Below are 18,986 nucleotides of genomic sequence, written 5' to 3'. Positions count from 1 at the left end.
ATAAGGCCCCCTTCAATCGCAGGGGCGGCTTTTCGCCGCCCAAGCCGCGAGTGATCAACTACTTCAGGTATTCGCCACTACGCAGCGCTTCGATGCGCTTATCCAGCGGTGGGTGCGACATAAACATCTCGCTGAACGATTTGTTTTTACCGTTAATGCAGAACGCCATCATGCTGCTGGCTTCCTGCGGCTCGTAGCTGGTTTTCAGTCGTTGTAATGCGGCGATCATCTTCTCACGACCGACCAGGCGCGCCGCGCCGGCATCAGCGTGGAATTCGCGATGGCGTGAGAACCACATCGTGATAATGCTGGCCAGGATACCGAACACCAGTTCGAGCACCATAGAAATAGCAAAATACACCATCGGGTTGCCGTTACTTTCACCCTCGTCACGGTTACCGGACAGAAAGCCCGAAGCTACCTGCGCAATAATACGCGAGATAAAGATCACAAAGGTGTTCACCACACCCTGAATCAGCGTCATGGTCACCATATCACCGCTGGCAATATGACTGACTTCATGCGCCAGTACCGCTTCGGCTTCATCACGGCTCATGTTCTGCAACAGGCCGGTAGAAACCGCCACCAGTGACGCATCACGCCGTGCGCCGGTGGCAAAAGCATTGATATCCGGTGCATGGTAAACAGCAACCTGCGGCATCGCGATGCCCGCCTGTTGCGCCTGGCGTCCAACCGTTTCCATTAGCCAGCGTTCGGTTTCGTTGCGAGGCTGTTCAATCACTTCCCCACCAACGGAACGCAGTGCCATCCATTTTGACATCAGCAGTGAAACAAACGCACCGCCGAAGCCAAACAGGCCTGCCATAATCATCAGGCCCTGAACGCTGCTTGACTGGATCCCTGTCAGGCTGAGAATCAGCCCGAAAACCAACATTACGCCAAGGTTGGTTAGCAGGAAAAGAGCAATACGCATCATAAAATATAATCTTCCTCAGTTAGCTTAGTGCCGGTATGCGGATATACATCGTATGGGTAACCATCAGCATTTCAAGCGACCTTAACGTTTAAGTGTCTAAAAAGACATAACTTTACATTTTTGGCTTATGCAATGCACAGCGATTAATCGCTGACAGGTTTGCAGTAATTAGCGATGCTAAAGTAAGGAACGAGGAAAGAAACAGGCACTGCCTGAGCAGTGCCTGTTTTACTGACTAGTTAGCGGCTTTTTTGCTTGCCGGCTGACCAGACTCGAGCTGCGCCAGGTCATTGGCTATCTTCACCGTTTCATCAAGATACGGATCCGGCTCTTTATAGTCTTTCGGTAAATCATCTATATTAGCCAGCGGCTTTTTGCCTTCCAGCTTGTAACGCGCATTGATACGTTCCAGACGCAGCGCATCTTCCTCGTGATTCTCTTTCTCGCGTTGCGCCAGATTGAGTGACACCGCGTTACGCTTATCCTTCAGTGCATTAAAGCGGGCAATGTCTTTGATGATGTACTGGAACTCAGGATCCTGCGCGATACGCTGTTGATGATTTTTCAGCAATTGCGGCTCAAACGGCTTCAGATCGCCCGTTTTCACATAGGTCGCGGCGGAGATGCTATCCCAAGGCAACGCGTTATCTTCAAATTTCTCACCGGTTTCAACCGCTTCCACGCCGGTTGGCATTAGCAGGTCAGGCGTGACGCCTTTACGCTGCGTACTGCCGCCGTTGATACGGTAAAACTTCTGAATGGTATACTGAACTGAACCCAACGCAGGCCATTCCGGGCGCAGCATCTGATCGTAGATACGATTCAGCGAACGATACTGCTGCACGGTGCCTTTACCAAAGGTCGGCTCACCGACGACTAACGCACGGCCATAGTCCTGCATCGCGGCGGCGAAGATTTCAGATGCCGAGGCACTGAAGCGATCCACCAGCACCACTAACGGACCTTTATAGTAAACAATACCGTCAGTGTCGCTGTCTTCGCGCACTTTACCGTTATTGTCACGCACCTGAACTACCGGGCCGCTTGGGATAAACAGACCCGAAAGCGCGACGGCTTCAGTCAGTGCGCCACCGCCGTTGGTGCGCAGGTCAATCACAACGCTGTTAACATTCTGTTTCTGCAATTTCTGCAGCTGAACTTTAACGTCGTCTGTCAGACCAACATAGAAGCCTGGAATGTCCAGCACGCCGACTTTCTGATTACCGACGTTTTTCACCGACATCTTCACGGCACGATCTTCCAGGCGGATCTTCTCACGCGTCAGCGTCACCGTGCGAGTTTTGCTGCCCTTACCTGCCGGTAACACTTCCAGACGGACTTTACTGCCTTTTGGCCCTTTGATCAGCGCAACCACGTCATCCAGCCGCCAGCCGATCACATCCACCATTGGCTTATTCGGCTGCCCGACCGCCACAATGCGGTCACCCACGGTAATCGCCTTGCTTTTGGCTGCCGGGCCACCCGCTACCATGGAATTGATGACGGTGTAGTCATCATCCATCTGCAATACCGCGCCAATCCCTTCAAGCGACAGGCTCATTTCGGTATTGAACTGCTCGGTATTGCGCGGTGAAAGATAGCTGGTATGGGGATCGATTTCGCGGGCGAAAGCATTCATTGCCAGCTGGAACACGTCCTCGCTGTTGCTCTGCGCCAGCCGACGAATGGCAAATTCATAGCGTTTAGTGAGAATCTCACGAATCTCTTTCTCGTCTTTGCCGGTCAGCTTCAGGCTAAGCTGGTCATATTTGACTTTGGCATCCCATAGCGCATTAAGCTCAGCAACGCTCTTTGGCCATGGCGCTTTGCCACGATCGAGATCGATGGTGTCATTGCCGGTAAAGTTCATCGGCTTATTCAGCACCGACAGCGCATACTGATAACGCTCAAACCGGCGCTTCTGCGCCAGGTTGTATAAATCGAAAAACACCGGCATCTTGCCGGATTTAAACTCCTCACCGAGGGTGCCTTTCTTATCGGCAAATTGCGCCACGTCTGAAGCCAGCAGCACGTTGTGACTGTAGTCCAGCATATTCAGGTAGCGGTCAAAAATCTTTGCAGAGAACGCTTTATCCAGATCGAACTGACGATAATGAGAACGGGTAAAACGGGAGGTAACACGTTCACTGACGGTGGCGTGTTGCGGCTCCTGCTGCAGCTGAGGGATCTGATCGGCGCGGGTAATATTTTCCGCAGCGAATGCGTGGCCTGCAATAAGCAGGCCCGCGATAATGGTCGTTCTAAAAAAATTGTTCATGCCGTGGCTGGCCTCCGTTTCAGAACTGCAAATGTTCTGCGCGCACGATCATTGCCAGGCCGGAAACCAGCTGCACCCGGACGCCATCTTTGGAGATTTCCAGAATGGTGGCATCCATCGCGCTTTTACCTGCTTTGACTCTAATGCTCTGGCCGACTTGCAATGCTGAAGTATCGGTAACCGGTTGAGTACGCGGTTCGCGTTCAACGGGTGCTGCACGTTCCTGGGCAGGGCGCGGCGCTTTAGGACGAGCCTTACGCGGCTGTTCGCCTTCTGCAGCAGGTTTACGCGGCGCAGGTTTACGCGGACGACGTGGTGCGGTCTCTTCACCGGCCTCACGTTTTTTCGCCTGCTGCTGCTCACGCTGTGCCTGAACTCGCGCTTTAGCTTCTTCAAGCTGCTTACGTGCGTGCTCTACGTGTTGTTCGTCGAGCTCACCACATGCATTGCCGTCAAGATCGACGCGCGTCGCACCCGCTTTAATCCCATAAAGGTAACGCCAGCTGGAGGTATACAGGCGCAGTGCGGAACGAAGCTGAGTTTTACTCAGGTTCATTTCACCTTGCACACGTTCGACCAGATCCTGAAAGATACCAATTTTGAGCGGTCGTGCTTCGCCTTCGGCGCTAAAGCAGTTTGGGAAACGCTCTGCCAAAAAGGCGATGACTTCTTTACTGCTATTCAACTTAGGTTGATTTTCCATGAAATTTCCTGATTACAACGGGTTTGCCAACCGGCGCAGGCATGAACAGGCGTCATTATAATGAGCCAGGCGGCAATTGCTACGTGATCCAGCTCTTTAGGTGCGTTTCATGTGAATAAATTTTTTCACATCACTACCCGCAAGTACTTCGCAAAGCCCGTCAGTAAGGGTTTTCAGGCCAATTTCATCGTTGCTGTCGAAGCGATTATAAACTGTGCTGTCGATATCCAGAACGCCGATAACTTCACCATCGACCACTAACGGCAGCACGATTTCGGCATTACTGGCGGCATCACAGGCGATATGACCCGGGAACGCATGCACGTCATCAACACGCTGTACCTGATTATCTGCAACTGCCGTGCCACATACGCCTTTACCGACAGGAATACGCACGCAGGCAATTTTACCCTGAAACGGGCCGAGTACTAACGTGTTCTCTTCCGTGAGCAAATAAAACCCTGCCCAGTTAACACCATCAAGACGTTCATATAAAAGCGCGCTACAATTGCCCATAGCAGCCAGGAAACTGGTTTCACCAGCAATTAACGCGCGCAAATCACGGTTTAAATCCGTATAAAATTCTTGTTTGTTCATTTATTAACCATTGTAAATACTATTGAGGCGCGCCTTTTAGTGCGTCACTCGTTAAAATAAGCATTAATTGCCCAGGCCGACAAGATGAATCATTCCGTCAGTTCATATAACCTTAGGATCTTCCGCACTGGTTTGCAGAACACTTTATCAGTGTCCCGGTGTTTATCGCATCGCTTCAGAGCACGATTTTGATAACAATTTCTGCTTATTATTGGCATTACATGGGCAACGCATCCTCAATAATATGAAAATTTACGCAATCAGCCATGCCCTGCCCCGAGAACGTTATCAGCGTTGCCCGCAATGCGATACCCTTTTTTCCATGCCGGATGTTAAATCCCGTCAGACAGCACACTGTCCGCGTTGTAACGCCAAAATTCTCAACGGCCGTGACTGGTCAATGACGCGCCTGACAGCCATGGCCGTCACCATGATTCTGCTGATGCCGTTTGCTTTCGGCATGTCGCTGGTCGACATCCGCCTGCTGGGCACCAATATCAGCGCCAGCCTGCTGGGCGGCATTCTGCAAATGGCCGAACAGGGCAATGTGATCAGCGCATCGATGGTCGCGTTCTGCACCGTCGGCGCACCGGTAACGCTGGTTGCGTCGATTATTTATCTGTTTTTTGGTCAGCGACTCGGTATGAATCTGCGTCCGGTGCTGCTGATGCTTGACCGGTTAAAAGAGTGGGTGATGCTGGATATCTACCTGGTAGGCATCGCCGTGGCGTCAATCAAAGTGCAGGATTATGCCGACCTGCAATTGGGCACCGGGCTACTGGCCTATATTGTGCTGACCATTCTCAGCCTCGTCACCCTGATCCATCTTAATGTTGAGCAGCTGTGGCAGCGTTTTTATCCGCAGCCGGAGCCGCAGGTAGCGCCGGAAAAATTGCAGGTCTGTCTGAATTGCCATCACACCGGGCTGGCGGACGATCGCGGCCGCTGCCCACGCTGCCACACCCCATTGCGCTTTCGCCGCCGCCACAGCCTGCAAAAATCCTGGGCGGCGCTGATTGCATCGATTATATTTCTGCTGCCGGCTAACCTGATGCCGATTTCAGTTATCTATCTCAACGGTGCGCGGCAGGAAGATACTATTTTTTCCGGCATTCTTTCGCTGGCTTCCGGCAATATACCGGTAGCAGCAGTGGTATTTATCGCCAGTATTCTGGTGCCGTTCACTAAAGTGATTGTGTTACTGACGTTATTGCTCAGCATTCAGTTTAAATGTCAGCAAGGTCTGAAGACCCGTATACGCTTATTGCGTGTAGTGAAATGGGTAGGACGTTGGTCAATGTTAGATCTGTTCGTGATTGCGCTGACCATGTCACTGGTCAATCGCGATCAACTTTTAGCTTTTACTATGGGACCGGCAGCCTTCTACTTTGGCTCGGCGGTTATTCTCACTATCCTAGCCGTTGAGTGGCTGGATAGTCGTTTACTTTGGGATGCACATGCAACAGGAAACGCCGACTACACCGACTAAAGCTCGAGTCACCAATAAGCGCAGAATATCGCCCTTCTGGCTCCTGCCGTTAATCGCGCTGCTGATTGCGGGCTGGCTGCTCTGGACTAACTATCAGGAGCGCGGCACCACCATTACCATCGACTTTGTGTCGGCGGATGGCATCGTGCCGGGCAGAACACCGATCCGTTATCAGGGGGTGGAAGTCGGCCAGGTGCAAGGCATCAGCATGACTGACGACCTGCGCACCATCAAAATTAAAGCCAGCATCAAGAGCGATATGAAAGATGCGCTGCGCGAAGACACTCAATTTTGGCTGGTGACGCCCAAAGCCTCGCTGGCTGGCGTTTCCGGTCTTGATGCGCTGGTCGGCGGTAACTATATCGGTATGATGCCGGGTAAAGGTGAGCCACGCGAAACCTTCAGCGCGCTGGATACCCAGCCTAAATACCGGCTGAATACCGGCGAAATGCTGATTCATCTGCACACGCCGGATCTTGGCTCGCTGAACACCGGCTCACTGGTCTACTACCGCAAAATTCCGGTGGGACGCGTCTACGATTACAGCATCAACCCCGGTAATAAGGGCGTCACGGTAGATGTGCTGATTGAGCGCCGCTTTACCAATCTGGTGAAAAAAGAGAGCCGCTTCTGGAATGTGTCTGGGGTAAAAGCCGATGTCGGGCTGGCTGGTGCGAAAGTCCAGTTGGAAAGCCTGGCGGCGCTGGTGAATGGTGCCATCGCCTTTGACTCACCGGATGCCTCACAGCAGGCGGCCTCTGAAGACAACTATACTCTTTACCCCGATCTCGCGCACAGTCAGCGCGGCGTGGTGATATCTCTCGATCTGCCAGACGGTAAAGACCTCAAAGAAGACAGCACGCCGTTGATGTATCAGGGGCTGGAAGTCGGCACCCTGACCAAGATGACGTTACAGCCCGGCGGTAACGTCAAGGGTGAAATGACCATTGATCCATCGGTCGTCAGTCTGATGCGAGAAGGCACGCGCATTGAGATGCGTAGCCCGAAGGTTAGCCTGACGGATACCAGCCTGAGTAGCCTGTTAACCGGTAATACCCTTGAACTGATTCCGGGTGACGGCGAGCCTCAGGATCACTTCAAGGTGCGCGCCAGTAACGAATCCTTACTGCAACAGCCCGATGTGCTGACGCTGAAACTGAGCGCACCGGAAAGCTACGGTATTGATGCCGGCCAGCCAATCATGCTGCACGGCATGAAAATCGGTCAGGTGATCAGCCGCAAGCTCGACGAGAAAGGCGTCAGTTTTGTTGTGGCGATTGCGGCGGATCATCGCCACCTGGTGCACGGCGACAGCAAATTTATTATCAACAGCCGGCTAAATGTGAAATTAGGCATTGACGGTATGCAGGTGCTCGGCGCCAGCGCCCGTGAATGGGTCGATGGCGGCATTCGACTGGAACCCGGCGCGAAAGGCGCAGCGAAAAGCAGCTATCCACTGTATGCCGACAGTGAAAAAGCGGAAGAAGGCATAACCAGCGATCGCCCGCCGACCACCATCATGCTGACGGCTAACAGCCTGCCGGATATCCAGGCTGGATCGATAGTGCTGTACCGCAAATTCCAGGTGGGTGAGATTGTTGACGTCACGCCTAAAGCCAATGAATTTGATGTCGCCGTGCATATCAAGCCGGAATACCGCAAGCTGCTGACGCAAAACAGCGTGTTCTGGGCTGAAGGCGGCGCACGCGTGCAGCTTAACGGCAGCGGACTAACGGTGCAGGCATCGCCACTGAACCGCGCACTGAAAGGCGCTATCAGCTTCGATAACCTGAGTGGTGCCGGCAGCGGGATTAGCCGCGATCAAAAACGCGTACTGTACGATTCTGAAACTGCGGCACGCGCGGTAGGCAGCCAGATTTCACTGCATACCTTTGACGCCAGTAAACTGGCCGCAGGTATGCCAATCCGCTATCTCGGTATTAATGTCGGACAGGTTGAATCACTGGCGCTTAGCCCGGATAAAAACCAGGTGATCGCCAAAGCGGTACTGTACCCGGAATACGTTGATGATTTCGCGCGCTGGGGCAGCCGCTTCTCGGTGGTGTCACCGGAAATTTCCGCCACCGGCGTCAATCATCTGGAAACCCTGCTGCAACCGTATATCAACGTCGATCCCGGTAAAGGTCGTGCTGCACGCAGCTTTGAGTTGCAGGAAGCCACCATCACCGACTCGCGCTATCTCGATGGCCTGAGCGTAGTGGTCGATGCGCCGGAAGGCGGCTCGCTGTCAATCGGCACTCCGGTACTGTTCCGCGGTATTGAAGTGGGCACCGTTACCGGCACCTCGCTGGGCAGCATGGCAGACCGCGTACAGATTACTCTGCGCATCAGTAAAAAATACCAGCATCTGGTCCGTAATAACTCGGTGTTCTGGCTGGCGTCCGGCTATAACCTTGAGTTCGGCCTGATCGGTGGCGTGGTGAAAACCGGCACCTTCCAGCAGTTTATTCGCGGCGGAATCCAGTTTGCGACCCCGCCGACGGTGCCGCTGGCGCCACAGGCCACCTCCAACAAGCACTTCCTGTTGCTGGATGAAGAGCCGAAAGAGTGGCGTAAATGGGGAACCGCCATCCCGCGCTAACCTTGGTAAAACGGGCGACTCTGGTCGCCCGTTGCTTTTCAGCTTTGCCCGTTGCTGTGTTAAACTTGCCGCTTCATTTTCTGTAACGGACCCCTTCAGTGGCTCACTCTTCCCGCGTCTTTTTTCCTGAATCCTTTTTAACTGTCATGCGCGAAGCCTTGCCTGACAGCAGCGCCTTTGAGGCTTTTATTGCCATCAGCCAGCAGCCGTTACGCCGCAGTCTGCGCGTCAATACGCTGAAAATCAGCGTGGCCGATTTTCTGCAGCTGGTCGCTCCCTATAACTGGCAGCTGACGCCGATTCCCTGGTGCGAAGAAGGTTTCTGGATTACACGTGAGCAGGATGACGATTTGCCACTGGGCAGTACCGCCGAGCATCTCAGCGGCCTGTTTTACATTCAGGAAGCCAGCTCAATGTTGCCGGTCAGCGCGCTGTTTGATGCCGAACCGCATCCACAACGCGTGATGGACGTCGCCGCCGCGCCAGGCTCAAAAACCACCCAGATGGCGGCCCGCATGGCCAATCAGGGCGCGATTCTGGCAAATGAGTACTCCGCCAGCCGCGTGAAAGTGCTGCACGCCAATCTCAGCCGTTGTGGCGTCAGCAACACCGCGATGACTCACTTCGATGGCCGGGTATTTGGTCCGGCGTTGCCGGAATGCTTCGACGCGATATTGCTGGATGCGCCCTGCTCCGGCGAAGGAGTGATCCGTAAAGATGCTGATGCGCTGCGTAACTGGACGCCGGACAGCACCCGCGATATCGCGGCTACCCAGTGCGACCTGATAGACAGCGCTTTCCACGCGCTGAAAGCTGGCGGCACGCTGATCTACTCCACCTGTACTTTAAATCAGACCGAAAACCAGCAGGTCGTGGCCTGGCTTCTGGCGCGCTATCCCGATGCGGTTGAGGTCGTCGCGCTGGACGGCCTGTTTGACGGCGCGGAGCGTGCGCTAACGGCAGAAGGCTATCTGCACGTGTTTCCGCATATTTTTGACAGCGAAGGCTTCTTTGTCGCGCGCCTGCGCAAAACCGCCTCGGTTGAGCCGATGGAAAAACCGGGTTACAAAGTGGGTAAGCTGCCCTTCTCCCCGCTCAGCCGCAAAATGAGTGAGGAAGTCGCGGCGGCGGCCAGCCAGTCCGGGCTGTTCTGGGATGACTCGCTGACGCTTTGGCAGCGCGATAAAGAGCTGTGGTTATTCCCTGCGGCGATCGAGCCTCTGCTCGGCAGAGTGCGTTTCTCACGTATCGGCCTGAAACTGGCGGAAACTTTCCCGAAAGGCTACCGCTGGCAACATGAAGCGACCGTTGCGCTGGCTCGGCCGACGCCGGAGAACAGTTTCGAGCTGAATGAGGATGAAGCTGAAGAGTGGTATCGCGGACGTGACATCTATCCGCAGACCGAGCTGTCACGTAATGAAGTGATTGTGACCTGGCGGCAACAGCCGATCGGCCTGGCGAAAAAAGTTGGCACCCGACTGAAAAATAACTATCCGCGCGACCTGGTGCGCGATGGCAAGCTGTTTAAAGCCAGATAGCGCATCCCCTGCCCTGCGGCAAACGGGTGAAGTCTGCCGCAGGGTTGAACGTTAAGTCACAGCGTGCAAATCGCCAATAATATAAATATGCCGCCACGGTTCACCGTTATGGCGCTGATAAATCATCGTCACTCACTTATTTATAATGGCAATATTGATGCCTCGTTTAAGCAGTACAGGCTAAAATAAAACCACCATAAATAATTTTCACTGAGAAAAAGCAGCCATGGACGATCGTAAGCAGTTTATTCTGACGCTGATAATACTCCTTTCAGGCAGCCTTTTACTGCTGGAAGTATTTACCCGACTGGTGCGTTTAACCTGGCTGGGTTAATTTATTTTTTTAGCATCAGACTCATATTATATCCGGTTACTTTGAACTGGCAGGATTCATATAAGCCTTTGGCACGAAGATTATCTGCCGCTACGCGTAATCTGATCTCCTCAACGCCCTGCTTTTGTAGTAACTCTTCGAGTTCACCTATGGCCTGCTTGCCGTAACCTAAACCACGAAATTCCGGCAACAAGATAAAATCATTGATATAGATGCTGTTTCCATCGCGCTGATACCATAAATAACCCACCAGCTGCTGTGCTATTTCGATCGATAACAATACCTGCCGGGATGAATCCAGCCCCTGCGGCAGATAATCATCCAGAGATTTCTGCGCCCGCTGACGCGCTAACTCATCGCTGTAACCGGAGTTAGCCCGCATATCTTCGGCATAGTCATCGATAAACAACCGCTGCCAGTCGTCAAATTCCGCTTGCTGCATTGCTCTGAACATCACGCCACCTGCTGATTACTGATTGAATAATCTAATAATAAGCAACAGCGGCGCGGTGGTACAGCGTTAGTGACGCAGCTGGCTGTCCAGCTGCGTTTCCAGACTGTCCAGCAAGCTATAACGTCGGCGATATTCAGCACGCTTTTTACTGGCGATATCATCCAGCGACTTGCGCTCAACCCGCAGCGGCAGCTGGAAATAGTTGTCGTCAGTGAGCTCACCGCTCAGCGATTGCCAGAAAGCATCATAATCAGCAAACAGCTGTGCTTTCTTTTTGTAGTGATAACGCCAGTTCTGGTAAATATGGGTTTTATTGCCGGCAGCCAGAATCTGCTGCACGCCCAGATGCGATGCCAGCGCACAGAGCGCTTCAATCAGCAGGCGCTTAGGAAACAGGCCGTGACAGGCTTTCGTCGCCAGCTGAATAGCTTCATGCGGCGTTTCCGGCCTTGCGCCCTGAATACCGCCAATAAACAGCGTCTGCTGATGCTGGAAATTAAATACGCTGAAGGTGGTGGTCGCCAGCTGCACGCCCTGTTCATTTTCAAACAACAGCGTCGCCTCACCCTCTTTGTTCAGTTGGTCCATCGCCAGCAGCCGGATGCGATAGGTTTCATCATTTTTGCCTTGCAGCCGCACCAGCACTACGCCGTCAGCAGACAAGTAACCCTCAAACAGACTGGCTGGCAGATGTTTTTCCAGCTGCAAATAGTGCTGACTTAAAGCCTCAACAACCTGCTGATGACCCAGATTCGCTGCCAGATAGGGACGATAAATTTTAAGCGGTAGCGCGGGTTGCGCCAGCAGGATTTCCTGCAAACGATCATTACGCGCCAGGTTAGCTAATAAATGATGACTTGAAAGCGGCAACGTCAACGCCCGCAGTAAGAATTTAAGCCGGTAACCCGCCCGGTTCCAGGAACTACCGGGTTTAATTTTTCCGCTGACCAGCGAGGCAAACAGCTGCAACGCGCTATCAGATTCAGGCAATTCCTGCGACAGGATAAATTGTGACATGTTCTCTGGTGACCATCATTTTTGGATTTGCGCTATTTCACCAGAATGAAACTAAACAATTATTTAATGAGCCAGGATGCTATGAGAACATTTCATCAATGTTGACATTTGGTTTAACAAGAGAGCCTTATCAGTATCATTACACTTATCAGAGACAATATTTACAAATTTTTATTAAAAAAATGCTTTAATTCACACCAATTGGCGAATAATGGGGTGCCTGAATAAGATTAATCGCATACCATAACGCAGTGGAGTAGCCACTAAGCCAGAGCAAGACCATTTTTCCAACCAGGGAGTTCTGACTTTTAGCCGTTATCCGTTACACCTGTTTACCCTTACCTGCCGGTAGCGGTGTATAACAGGTTAGAATAACGACAAAACATAAGGAGAGGAGAATGATGAGTAAACGAACTGCATGGGTGCTGGTGTTTACCTTTAGTGCAATGTTTTGGTTGCTGGTAGGAGCCGTGTGGATTATCTACAGCTAGTACCAACAACGGCATCGTTGTTCCCGGTGTGATAAACTAAAAATAGCTTAATGTATTTATTATATCTTGAGTAATACTTATGGCTTTATCCTAAAAAAATAGAATTTCAACTAAAACTGCCCTTATTTCACTTGGTTATGTTAAGCTGCACCGCACAGTATATTGACATATCGAAGTGAAATGAAAATCCTGTTAATTCGGCGTGATAACATCGGTGACCTTATCCTCACTACCCCGCTTATTGCAACGCTGGCAACCTCACTAAACTGTAAAGTTGATGTACTGGTCAATACCTATAATCAGCCGATTCTTGAGCACAACCCGCACGTGGGTAAAGTGCATATTTACAGTAAACTTCATCACCGCCAGCCTGGTCAGTCCGCCACCGGTGTTATTTTCCGACGCGCTAAAACAATGATTGATATCCGTCGCGCAGGTTACGACGTGGCAATTATTGCCCGGGAACAGTGGGATAAACGCCCATTACAATGGGCGAAACTCTCTGGCGCAAAACGCATTCTCGCAATTGGCGAAAATGCCCCGGCATCAATTACCGACTGCATTCCACCTTCTCAGCAGCAGCAGCATATCGTTGAGCTGCTCAATCAGTTTGCGCAGAAGCTGGGTATTGCGCAACAGCCCGGACCACTGGAGCTGTATGTGACGCCGCAGGAACTGGCACATGCAGCACAGCTGCTCTCATTGCCGACCGGCGTACCGCTGTATGGATTACAAATCAGCGCGCGCAAGCCGATGCAGCGCTGGCAGGCTGATAAATTTATTGAACTGGCACACCGCCTCGCACGTCAGGAAAACTGCCACTTTCTGCTGTTCTGGTCACCAGGCAGCGCCGATAATCAGCAGCATCCTGGCGATGACGATAAGGCGCAATATATTATCGACAACTGTAAGGACATTGCTCTGACGCCGGTCATCACCGGCAATCTGCGCGCCCTGATGGCTGCGGTTTCACTTTGCGACCAGATGCTGACCAGCGACGGCGGTGCACTGCATATTGCTGCTGCACTGGGCAAACCGGTGGTGGCACTGTTTGGTAACAGCGATGCCTGGTTCTGGGGACCGTGGCAGGTGCCAAACAAAGTGGTCTCTGAAGAATCGCGAAATGTCGGTGATATAACGGTAGAGAGGGTTGAACAACAGTTTTTGCAGTTGCGTCAATCAGTGCTGAATGCCGCCAAATAATTGAAAAGCTCTCCCGCTGGCCGTTGGGTGGTGGGAGAGTGTCAGCGCAACTATCATGAAAGCAATAGAGGTTTAGATTTAGCGACTGCCCGCTTTTCTGTCACGATGGTTCGAATACCACACCAGCGCAGCACCGAGGGCTAACAGCACAATCGTCAGCGCCGTCTTATTCTCTTCGGTACCCGCTAAACCACCGACACCCAGAAAATATCCGGCAGCAATCACCGACTTAAGCAGCTTACTGGCATTGCTTTGCTGCTTAAGGCAGATACCACGCACCGCCCAGGCTCCCAGAACTAACCCCAGCAGCGCTAACATGGTTCCCATTGTTCACACCTTTTCAATGTTGTTTATCGCGAACACCCTCTTCCCGACGGAACAGGCCTGATCGTTTAACGGGTGGCTAAATCATTCTGCCATTAGATGCTTTTTGCAAAGCTCAGTTTTACCCAGCTCAACCAGTGCTTTTCGGCTACAAGCCGGAATCATTATTTCGTGCAGGGTATCGCGAGTATCAGTATCGTAACGGTGCGGACTCGTTGGCCGGCGATCTTTGCGAACGCATCTGATATCCATACCATAGTGATATCGCTTATCTTATGGCTGACAGGCTTAAAAAGCCATTGAGAAATCACGATTTTTAAGAGGTTCAACATGTATAAATATCCGGCAGCGGTCAGCTTTGACGAGGAAACGGGCAGCTGGGAAATCGTATTTCGTGACTTCGAAACGCTTCCTGCCATCGCCCTGAACGAAGATGACATTGAGTTAGAGGCAACGGAAGGATTAATCACCGCTATTGCTGAAAGCATCAGTTCTCGCAGCTTGATTCCACTTCCTTCTGAGGCCGTCGGGGAGGAGATACTGGTTTATCTGCCACTACTCACCTGCCTGAAAGCCGCCTTAAGCAATGCTCTGATTAACACCGGCACGCGCAAGGCAGAACTGGCCAGAAAGATGAACATGAATGGCCCGCAAACCGATCGGCTGCTGGATGTCAGTCATGCTTCAAAAGTCGAGACGCTGGAACAAGCGCTGTATCTGCTGGGGTATGAGGTCAGACTATCGGTGGCGGCGATTTAAATGCGCTACCGCCGGTTAGATTAATCAGAGTAAATCCAGCTGACCGCCTGCATCAGGTTTTGCTTTAGTATCGGCCGTTTTCTTCTGCGGCGGCGCGGGATTCTGCATCTGCTGAGTGATCCAGCGTATTATCACCTCTACCGCATGGCTTTGCTGCGCAGAGGTCAACGGCTGATTCTGCCCAATACCGTGCCATTTGCTCAGGCAACCACGACAACAGGTGGCCGTGGCATGCTGAGCAATAAACACCGGATGCCCGCGCATTGGCGTCTGCTTGCCATCATTGGCTGGTATCGCCGGTGATAAACGCAGCTTGATAAACTCAGCCGCATGTATTCTGATTGCCTGTTCACCCTTATTCTGACAATAGTCATACTCAGCGCGGCCCAAACGGAAGCGCTGACGAAAAGGTGAGCGGAGAAGTTGCGTGAAAATGTCATCAATTGGAAGCATTAGGGTTGCAGCGTTAAGATCGGTATAGGTGACATCATACCAGCCAGCCCCACTTTTGACCTGCGGTTAAACAGAAGTTGATGCGAATCCCAGGGGTGACAGTCAGCTTCGGTTAATTTATGTTTCAGGCATCTGAAATGATGAGCATTTAAGAAGACTTATATTAATGAAATGGATTATTTTTGCCACCGTGTTAGCTTCAACCGGAGCGTTTGCTGAAAACCGCAGTTTTGAATCGCCAGAAGTACGCTGCCTGAACGACCACACCTTGCCATTTATTGATGGCGAGCTCAGCGCGCAAGATATTGTTGATGATGCCTTTTTCCGCTGCAAAGATCCCATCGATGACTGGAGAAAGTCACGCGAAAGCCTACCGCAACAGATGCAAAAACAGCAATTCTCAGAGCTTTATGACTTTTATATCAGGATGATTGTTATAAGACGTAAAGCGGGTCATTAATATACGAAACGCGATTGCAATGCAGCTACTGAATCAGTGAAGCGTTATTCCAGCATTGATATAGCCAGTCATAGAGCGCGGTAATACGGTGTGGTACATACCGACTCTTTAATCTGACCAGATGGACGGGCAGTGCCGCCAGTCGCCAGTCGGGTAACAACTGAACCAACTCCCCGGTTTCAAGACAGCTTTTGAACAGCCAGGCTGGGCCTGCGTGAATACCTGCACCGCCAATCACCGCCTGTCGAATTGCCCCTACATTATTAAGAAAAAATATCCCTGTCAGTTCAACATGCTCTGTTTCACCTGCCCGCTCCATTTTCAAACGTGAAAGATGTTTTTCCCTGCTGAGAGAATAGACAACAGCTCTGTGGAGCCTCAGATCAGCAGGTCGTCGCGGCACGCTTGTTTCTGCCAGGTAAGCCGGGCTGGCGCAGATAATGTTTGGCATATCGCCCAGACGTCTGACGACCAAATCGGAAGCAGACATTTCACCAATGCGAATAGCCAGGTCGAAACCCTCCTCCATCAAATCCAGTCGATTATCTGAAAGAACCAGATCAAACAGCACAGCAGGATGCTGGCGCTGAAATGCCATCAGCCAGCGGATCACATAACACTCACCAAAGCTTACCGGTGCCGTAATCCGTATCGTGCCGCTCACTATCGGTGATCGGGCATCAAGATCGGTAAGAACCCCTTCCATATCCTCGATAATTGGACGCATTTTTTCGTAAGCGCGCTCACCGGCAGCGGTAAGGCTGAGGTTTCGTGTGGATCGGTAGAGAAGCTGCACCTTAAGGCGTTTCTCCAGTGCGGTGATTCGCCGGCTGACCGACGACGGTTCAAGTTGCAGATCTTCCGCAGCTTTTGAGAGGCTGCCCCGCTCTACAATCCGAAAGAACAATCTCCAGAGAGACACTTCATCATTCATGCGCATAGCGCAATACCATTATGGATTCGCGGCAATGTCAATGCATATTGCAGATGGTATTCTCAATCACTAATAAAAAATAAGGTATGGATACCGTGGATAGGCGTTCTGATCTTCAGTCTTCTTCTAATCGTTACTGGGTGCTGTTTGCTGTCTGTGCTGCGGGATTGATCCTGCCCCTTGAATACACCGGCCCTGCGATGGCATTGCCCGCTATTCAGCGTGACATTGGCGGTAGTCCTGTCGCCCTGGCGTGGGTGGTAAATGCATTTGCACTCAGTTTCGGCAGCGCCGTGATGGCCGCTGGCGCGCTGGCCGATCAATATGGACGCAAGCGCATATTTTGTTTGGGTATCGCCAGTTTTTCCACCTTGTCTGTACTGGTTGGCCTTGCGCAGAGCTTGATTATCCTTGACCTGATACGTGGTGCACAGGGGCTTGCCGCCGCCCTGACCATTGCGGGCGGATCGGCAATACTGGCGCAGGAGTTCAGTGGTCGCGCCAGAACCAAGGCTTTTGCCCTGCTCGGCACCGCATTTGGCCTGGGGCTAGCTTTTGGCCCGATAATCGCTGGTGTGTTAGTCGAAACCTTGGGGTGGCGCTCAATATTCTTCCTCGGAGCCCTGGTCGGTGGAGCCGCAATGGTGATCGGGAGTATACAAATGCGTGAGTCGCGCGATCCTGATGCCCGGCGTCTCGATTTGTGGGGGCTGATTAGCTTCACTCTGTTTTTGCTGCTGCTGACGTTTGGCATTATGCAAATCCCACAAAGCGGCTGGTTTAGCGCCCCGGTAATGGGCATGCTGCTGACATCCATCGTTGTTTTTATATGCTTTATTCGCATTGAATTAACCCATGAGCGGGCAATGCTGGACTTAACGCTATTCCGTTATCCGCGATTTGTCGGCGTGCAGCTTCTGCCCATCGCGACCGCTATCTGCTTTATCGTTTTGCTTATCCTGCTGCCACTCCGATTGGTTGGCATCAATGGCATGAGTGAGATAAGCGCAGGGGCAACCATGATCGCGCTGTCAGCGCCAATGATGGTGGTCCCTTTGCTCGCCGCACTCCTCACCCGTTGGTTTTCTGCCACAACCTTATCGTGCGGGGGATTGTTGATCGCTGCCGCTGGCTTGGGCTGGCTGGGCATGCTTCCCATCAGTACACCATGGTTTAGCATGCTTCCTGCGTTGTTACTGATTGGCTTGGGTACTGGTCTGCCATGGGGACTAATGGATGATCTTTCCATCAGCGTTGTGCCCGTCGAACGTGCAGGAATGGCGACGGGCATATTCACCACTACCCGAGCATGCGGCGAGGCCATTTGTGTCGCTGCATCGCTCGCCCTGCTGAATGGGCTATTGCAGTATCAACTGCAGAATATTGCTGTCGATACGCTGTCTGCGGCACCGGATATCAAGACTATCGCTAACAGTATGGCGTTGGGTAACCTGGATCAGGCGATGCAGGCTTCCCAACCGGCAGGATTAGCCATGCACCAGTTAAACACTGCTTACAGTAAAGCATTTCGCGGCGTTGTTTTTACATTGATGACAATCACGTTAATCGCAGCATTCGTTTGCCGCCTGACGCTGAGCTACAGCAAGGAGAAATGACTCTGTAATTTTGAAAACTGCACCACGTTATAAGATTCGTAAATTCTGCTGCGATAATTAGGAGGTGATGCATGGTGAAAGTGATTAATGAAGTATGCGGATCTGCACATCTGAAATTGATAACGATAAACGAGGTTATTAATTCAATTGAGACAGGTTCAACAGTCCTGTCCCCTCTGCAGCAAGTCGCACAGTGGGGCGTTGATTATTTGTGCAATACTAATCCTGATATAGGACGTCCGGGTGTCGTATGCCCCTGGTCTGCTGTAGCCAAGGAAAAGGAGACTTTCTGGCTAACTGAACTCACCACCAGGGGGCGTAAAGAGCAGGATGTTTATCATGACATTTTATCTGCTATTAATTGCTTCAATCAGCAATTGCCACTTAATTGTGTTGATACTCAGTATAAAACCATCGTCATAACGTTACCCGATGTTAATCCGGAAAACAAGATTAACGATTTGCATACTTTGTTAAAACCTGCATTTCTTGAAGCAGGATTAATGCTGGGAGAGTTCTTTTCAACTTGCACTAAACCTGGCTTAAGAAATTCAGCATTTCATCCCTTAAGATCGCCAATTCCATTATTAGTAGTACGGGAAATGGTTGAGTTTGATATTGCATTTCTTGCGGATTCCAAAGTAAACGTCATTAATTACTTAAAATGCCATGGAGAAAAAGGGAAGACCGCGATAAGAACTCTGTTGAAACATAATCAGCGACTGGATTTAAGCCCACAAAAAATTACAGTCCTTGAAGAGGTTATCGCGGACTACGCCAGCAATACTTAACCAGAT

17 protein-coding genes are annotated in these 18,986 nt (G+C 51.6%); 8 read left to right on the top strand and 9 right to left on the bottom strand.

Annotated elements, in window-relative coordinates; all coding sequences use genetic code 11:
- Nucleotides 1-58 precede the first annotated feature (58 nt).
- From htpX to ACP3TC_RS08960, 4 genes are all read right to left on the bottom strand, one after another.
- Nucleotides 59-937 carry a protease HtpX gene (htpX, locus tag ACP3TC_RS08975; RefSeq protein WP_313852292.1) on the bottom strand — a complete coding sequence of 293 codons (879 nt, stop codon included), beginning with the start codon at nt 935-937 and terminating at the stop codon, nt 59-61.
- Nucleotides 938-1,172: 235 nt separating this feature from the next.
- The gene (prc, locus tag ACP3TC_RS08970; RefSeq protein WP_426818055.1) at nt 1,173-3,215 is read right to left on the bottom strand and encodes a carboxy terminal-processing peptidase; all 2,043 of its coding nucleotides are present in this window, start codon (nt 3,213-3,215) and stop codon (nt 1,173-1,175) included.
- A 19-nt stretch (nt 3,216-3,234) separates the two neighbouring features.
- Nucleotides 3,235-3,918: an RNA chaperone ProQ gene (proQ, locus tag ACP3TC_RS08965; RefSeq protein ID WP_313852296.1), complete on the bottom strand. Its 684-nt coding sequence runs from the start codon at nt 3,916-3,918 to the stop codon at nt 3,235-3,237.
- Between the two features lie 96 nt (nt 3,919-4,014).
- Entirely contained in the window at nt 4,015-4,515 is a 501-nt protein-coding gene (locus ACP3TC_RS08960; RefSeq protein WP_052900090.1) for a GAF domain-containing protein, read from the bottom strand.
- A 244-nt stretch (nt 4,516-4,759) separates the two neighbouring features.
- Between ACP3TC_RS08960 and yebS the strand changes: the two genes are divergently transcribed.
- The 3 genes from yebS to rsmF all read left to right on the top strand — a co-directional run bounded on the left by yebS (nt 4,760) and on the right by rsmF (nt 10,144).
- Nucleotides 4,760-6,004, top strand: coding sequence for a membrane integrity lipid transport subunit YebS (yebS, locus tag ACP3TC_RS08955; RefSeq protein WP_313852301.1), 1,245 nt, complete (start codon nt 4,760-4,762; stop codon nt 6,002-6,004).
- Nucleotides 5,973-8,606, top strand: coding sequence for a PqiB family protein (locus ACP3TC_RS08950; protein WP_313852303.1), 2,634 nt, complete (start codon nt 5,973-5,975; stop codon nt 8,604-8,606). Before yebS ends, ACP3TC_RS08950 begins: the two co-directional genes overlap by 32 nt.
- A gap of 98 nt (nt 8,607-8,704) precedes the next feature.
- Complete coding sequence (gene rsmF / locus ACP3TC_RS08945) at nt 8,705-10,144, top strand: 16S rRNA (cytosine(1407)-C(5))-methyltransferase RsmF (RefSeq protein WP_426818054.1); 1,440 nt, start codon at nt 8,705-8,707, stop codon at nt 10,142-10,144.
- Between the two features lie 335 nt (nt 10,145-10,479).
- Here the strand turns inward: rsmF and ACP3TC_RS08940 are convergent, their stop codons facing one another.
- Nucleotides 10,480-10,932 (bottom strand): GNAT family N-acetyltransferase, encoded by a 453-nt coding sequence (locus tag ACP3TC_RS08940; RefSeq protein WP_426818053.1) that lies wholly within the window; start codon nt 10,930-10,932, stop codon nt 10,480-10,482.
- A gap of 66 nt (nt 10,933-10,998) precedes the next feature.
- Entirely contained in the window at nt 10,999-11,949 is a 951-nt protein-coding gene (locus ACP3TC_RS08935) for a VirK/YbjX family protein (RefSeq protein ID WP_313852307.1), read from the bottom strand.
- 671 nt (nt 11,950-12,620) lie between these two features.
- On the opposite strand from ACP3TC_RS08935, the gene ACP3TC_RS08930 reads away from it, so the two are divergent.
- Nucleotides 12,621-13,643, top strand: a complete 1,023-nt coding sequence (locus ACP3TC_RS08930; RefSeq protein WP_313852309.1) for a glycosyltransferase family 9 protein — start codon at nt 12,621-12,623, stop codon at nt 13,641-13,643.
- Nucleotides 13,644-13,721: 78 nt separating this feature from the next.
- Here ACP3TC_RS08930 and ACP3TC_RS08925 read toward each other — a convergent pair whose 3' ends face one another.
- The gene (locus ACP3TC_RS08925; protein WP_313852310.1) at nt 13,722-13,970 is read right to left on the bottom strand and encodes a hypothetical protein; all 249 of its coding nucleotides are present in this window, start codon (nt 13,968-13,970) and stop codon (nt 13,722-13,724) included.
- Between the two features lie 327 nt (nt 13,971-14,297).
- On the opposite strand from ACP3TC_RS08925, the gene ACP3TC_RS08920 reads away from it, so the two are divergent.
- Entirely contained in the window at nt 14,298-14,726 is a 429-nt protein-coding gene (locus ACP3TC_RS08920; RefSeq protein ID WP_313852312.1) for a hypothetical protein, read from the top strand.
- 24 nt (nt 14,727-14,750) lie between these two features.
- Here the strand turns inward: ACP3TC_RS08920 and ACP3TC_RS08915 are convergent, their stop codons facing one another.
- Entirely contained in the window at nt 14,751-15,179 is a 429-nt protein-coding gene (locus ACP3TC_RS08915) for a DUF4186 domain-containing protein (RefSeq protein ID WP_426818052.1), read from the bottom strand.
- Nucleotides 15,180-15,345: 166 nt separating this feature from the next.
- Between ACP3TC_RS08915 and ACP3TC_RS08910 the strand changes: the two genes are divergently transcribed.
- Nucleotides 15,346-15,639, top strand: a complete 294-nt coding sequence (locus ACP3TC_RS08910; protein WP_313852315.1) for a hypothetical protein — start codon at nt 15,346-15,348, stop codon at nt 15,637-15,639.
- A 25-nt stretch (nt 15,640-15,664) separates the two neighbouring features.
- Here ACP3TC_RS08910 and ACP3TC_RS08905 read toward each other — a convergent pair whose 3' ends face one another.
- Nucleotides 15,665-16,579 carry a LysR family transcriptional regulator gene (locus ACP3TC_RS08905; protein ID WP_426818051.1) on the bottom strand — a complete coding sequence of 305 codons (915 nt, stop codon included), beginning with the start codon at nt 16,577-16,579 and terminating at the stop codon, nt 15,665-15,667.
- Nucleotides 16,580-16,668: 89 nt separating this feature from the next.
- Between ACP3TC_RS08905 and ACP3TC_RS08900 the strand changes: the two genes are divergently transcribed.
- Together ACP3TC_RS08900 and ACP3TC_RS08895 are read left to right on the top strand one after the other, a co-directional pair.
- A complete protein-coding gene (locus tag ACP3TC_RS08900; RefSeq protein WP_426818050.1) occupies nt 16,669-18,189 on the top strand; it encodes an MFS transporter in 1,521 nt (506 codons plus the stop codon).
- A gap of 71 nt (nt 18,190-18,260) precedes the next feature.
- Nucleotides 18,261-18,980: a DUF6875 domain-containing protein gene (locus ACP3TC_RS08895; protein WP_426818049.1), complete on the top strand. Its 720-nt coding sequence runs from the start codon at nt 18,261-18,263 to the stop codon at nt 18,978-18,980.
- Nucleotides 18,981-18,986 lie beyond the last annotated feature (6 nt).

The sequence above is a fragment of the Winslowiella sp. 2C04 genome (assembly GCF_050037805.1).
Taxonomy (GTDB): Bacteria; Pseudomonadota; Gammaproteobacteria; order Enterobacterales; family Enterobacteriaceae; genus Erwinia; species Erwinia toletana_A.
This window is presented reverse-complemented; position numbering and strand designations above follow the sequence as displayed.

Coding starts and splice junctions, on each gene's coding strand:
- htpX (WP_313852292.1), bottom strand. CDS start 937: ATGATGCGTATTGCTCTTTTCCTGCTAACCAACCTTGGCGTAATGTTG.
- prc (WP_426818055.1), bottom strand. CDS start 3,215: ATGAACAATTTTTTTAGAACGACCATTATCGCGGGCCTGCTTATTGCA.
- proQ (WP_313852296.1), bottom strand. CDS start 3,918: ATGGAAAATCAACCTAAGTTGAATAGCAGTAAAGAAGTCATCGCCTTT.
- ACP3TC_RS08960 (WP_052900090.1), bottom strand. CDS start 4,515: ATGAACAAACAAGAATTTTATACGGATTTAAACCGTGATTTGCGCGCG.
- yebS (WP_313852301.1), top strand. CDS start 4,760: ATGAAAATTTACGCAATCAGCCATGCCCTGCCCCGAGAACGTTATCAG.
- ACP3TC_RS08950 (WP_313852303.1), top strand. CDS start 5,973: ATGCAACAGGAAACGCCGACTACACCGACTAAAGCTCGAGTCACCAAT.
- ACP3TC_RS08940 (WP_426818053.1), bottom strand. CDS start 10,932: ATGTTCAGAGCAATGCAGCAAGCGGAATTTGACGACTGGCAGCGGTTG.
- ACP3TC_RS08935 (WP_313852307.1), bottom strand. CDS start 11,949: ATGTCACAATTTATCCTGTCGCAGGAATTGCCTGAATCTGATAGCGCG.
- ACP3TC_RS08930 (WP_313852309.1), top strand. CDS start 12,621: ATGAAAATCCTGTTAATTCGGCGTGATAACATCGGTGACCTTATCCTC.
- ACP3TC_RS08925 (WP_313852310.1), bottom strand. CDS start 13,970: ATGGGAACCATGTTAGCGCTGCTGGGGTTAGTTCTGGGAGCCTGGGCG.
- ACP3TC_RS08920 (WP_313852312.1), top strand. CDS start 14,298: ATGTATAAATATCCGGCAGCGGTCAGCTTTGACGAGGAAACGGGCAGC.
- ACP3TC_RS08915 (WP_426818052.1), bottom strand. CDS start 15,179: ATGCTTCCAATTGATGACATTTTCACGCAACTTCTCCGCTCACCTTTT.
- ACP3TC_RS08910 (WP_313852315.1), top strand. CDS start 15,346: ATGAAATGGATTATTTTTGCCACCGTGTTAGCTTCAACCGGAGCGTTT.
- ACP3TC_RS08905 (WP_426818051.1), bottom strand. CDS start 16,579: ATGCGCATGAATGATGAAGTGTCTCTCTGGAGATTGTTCTTTCGGATT.
- ACP3TC_RS08895 (WP_426818049.1), top strand. CDS start 18,261: ATGGTGAAAGTGATTAATGAAGTATGCGGATCTGCACATCTGAAATTG.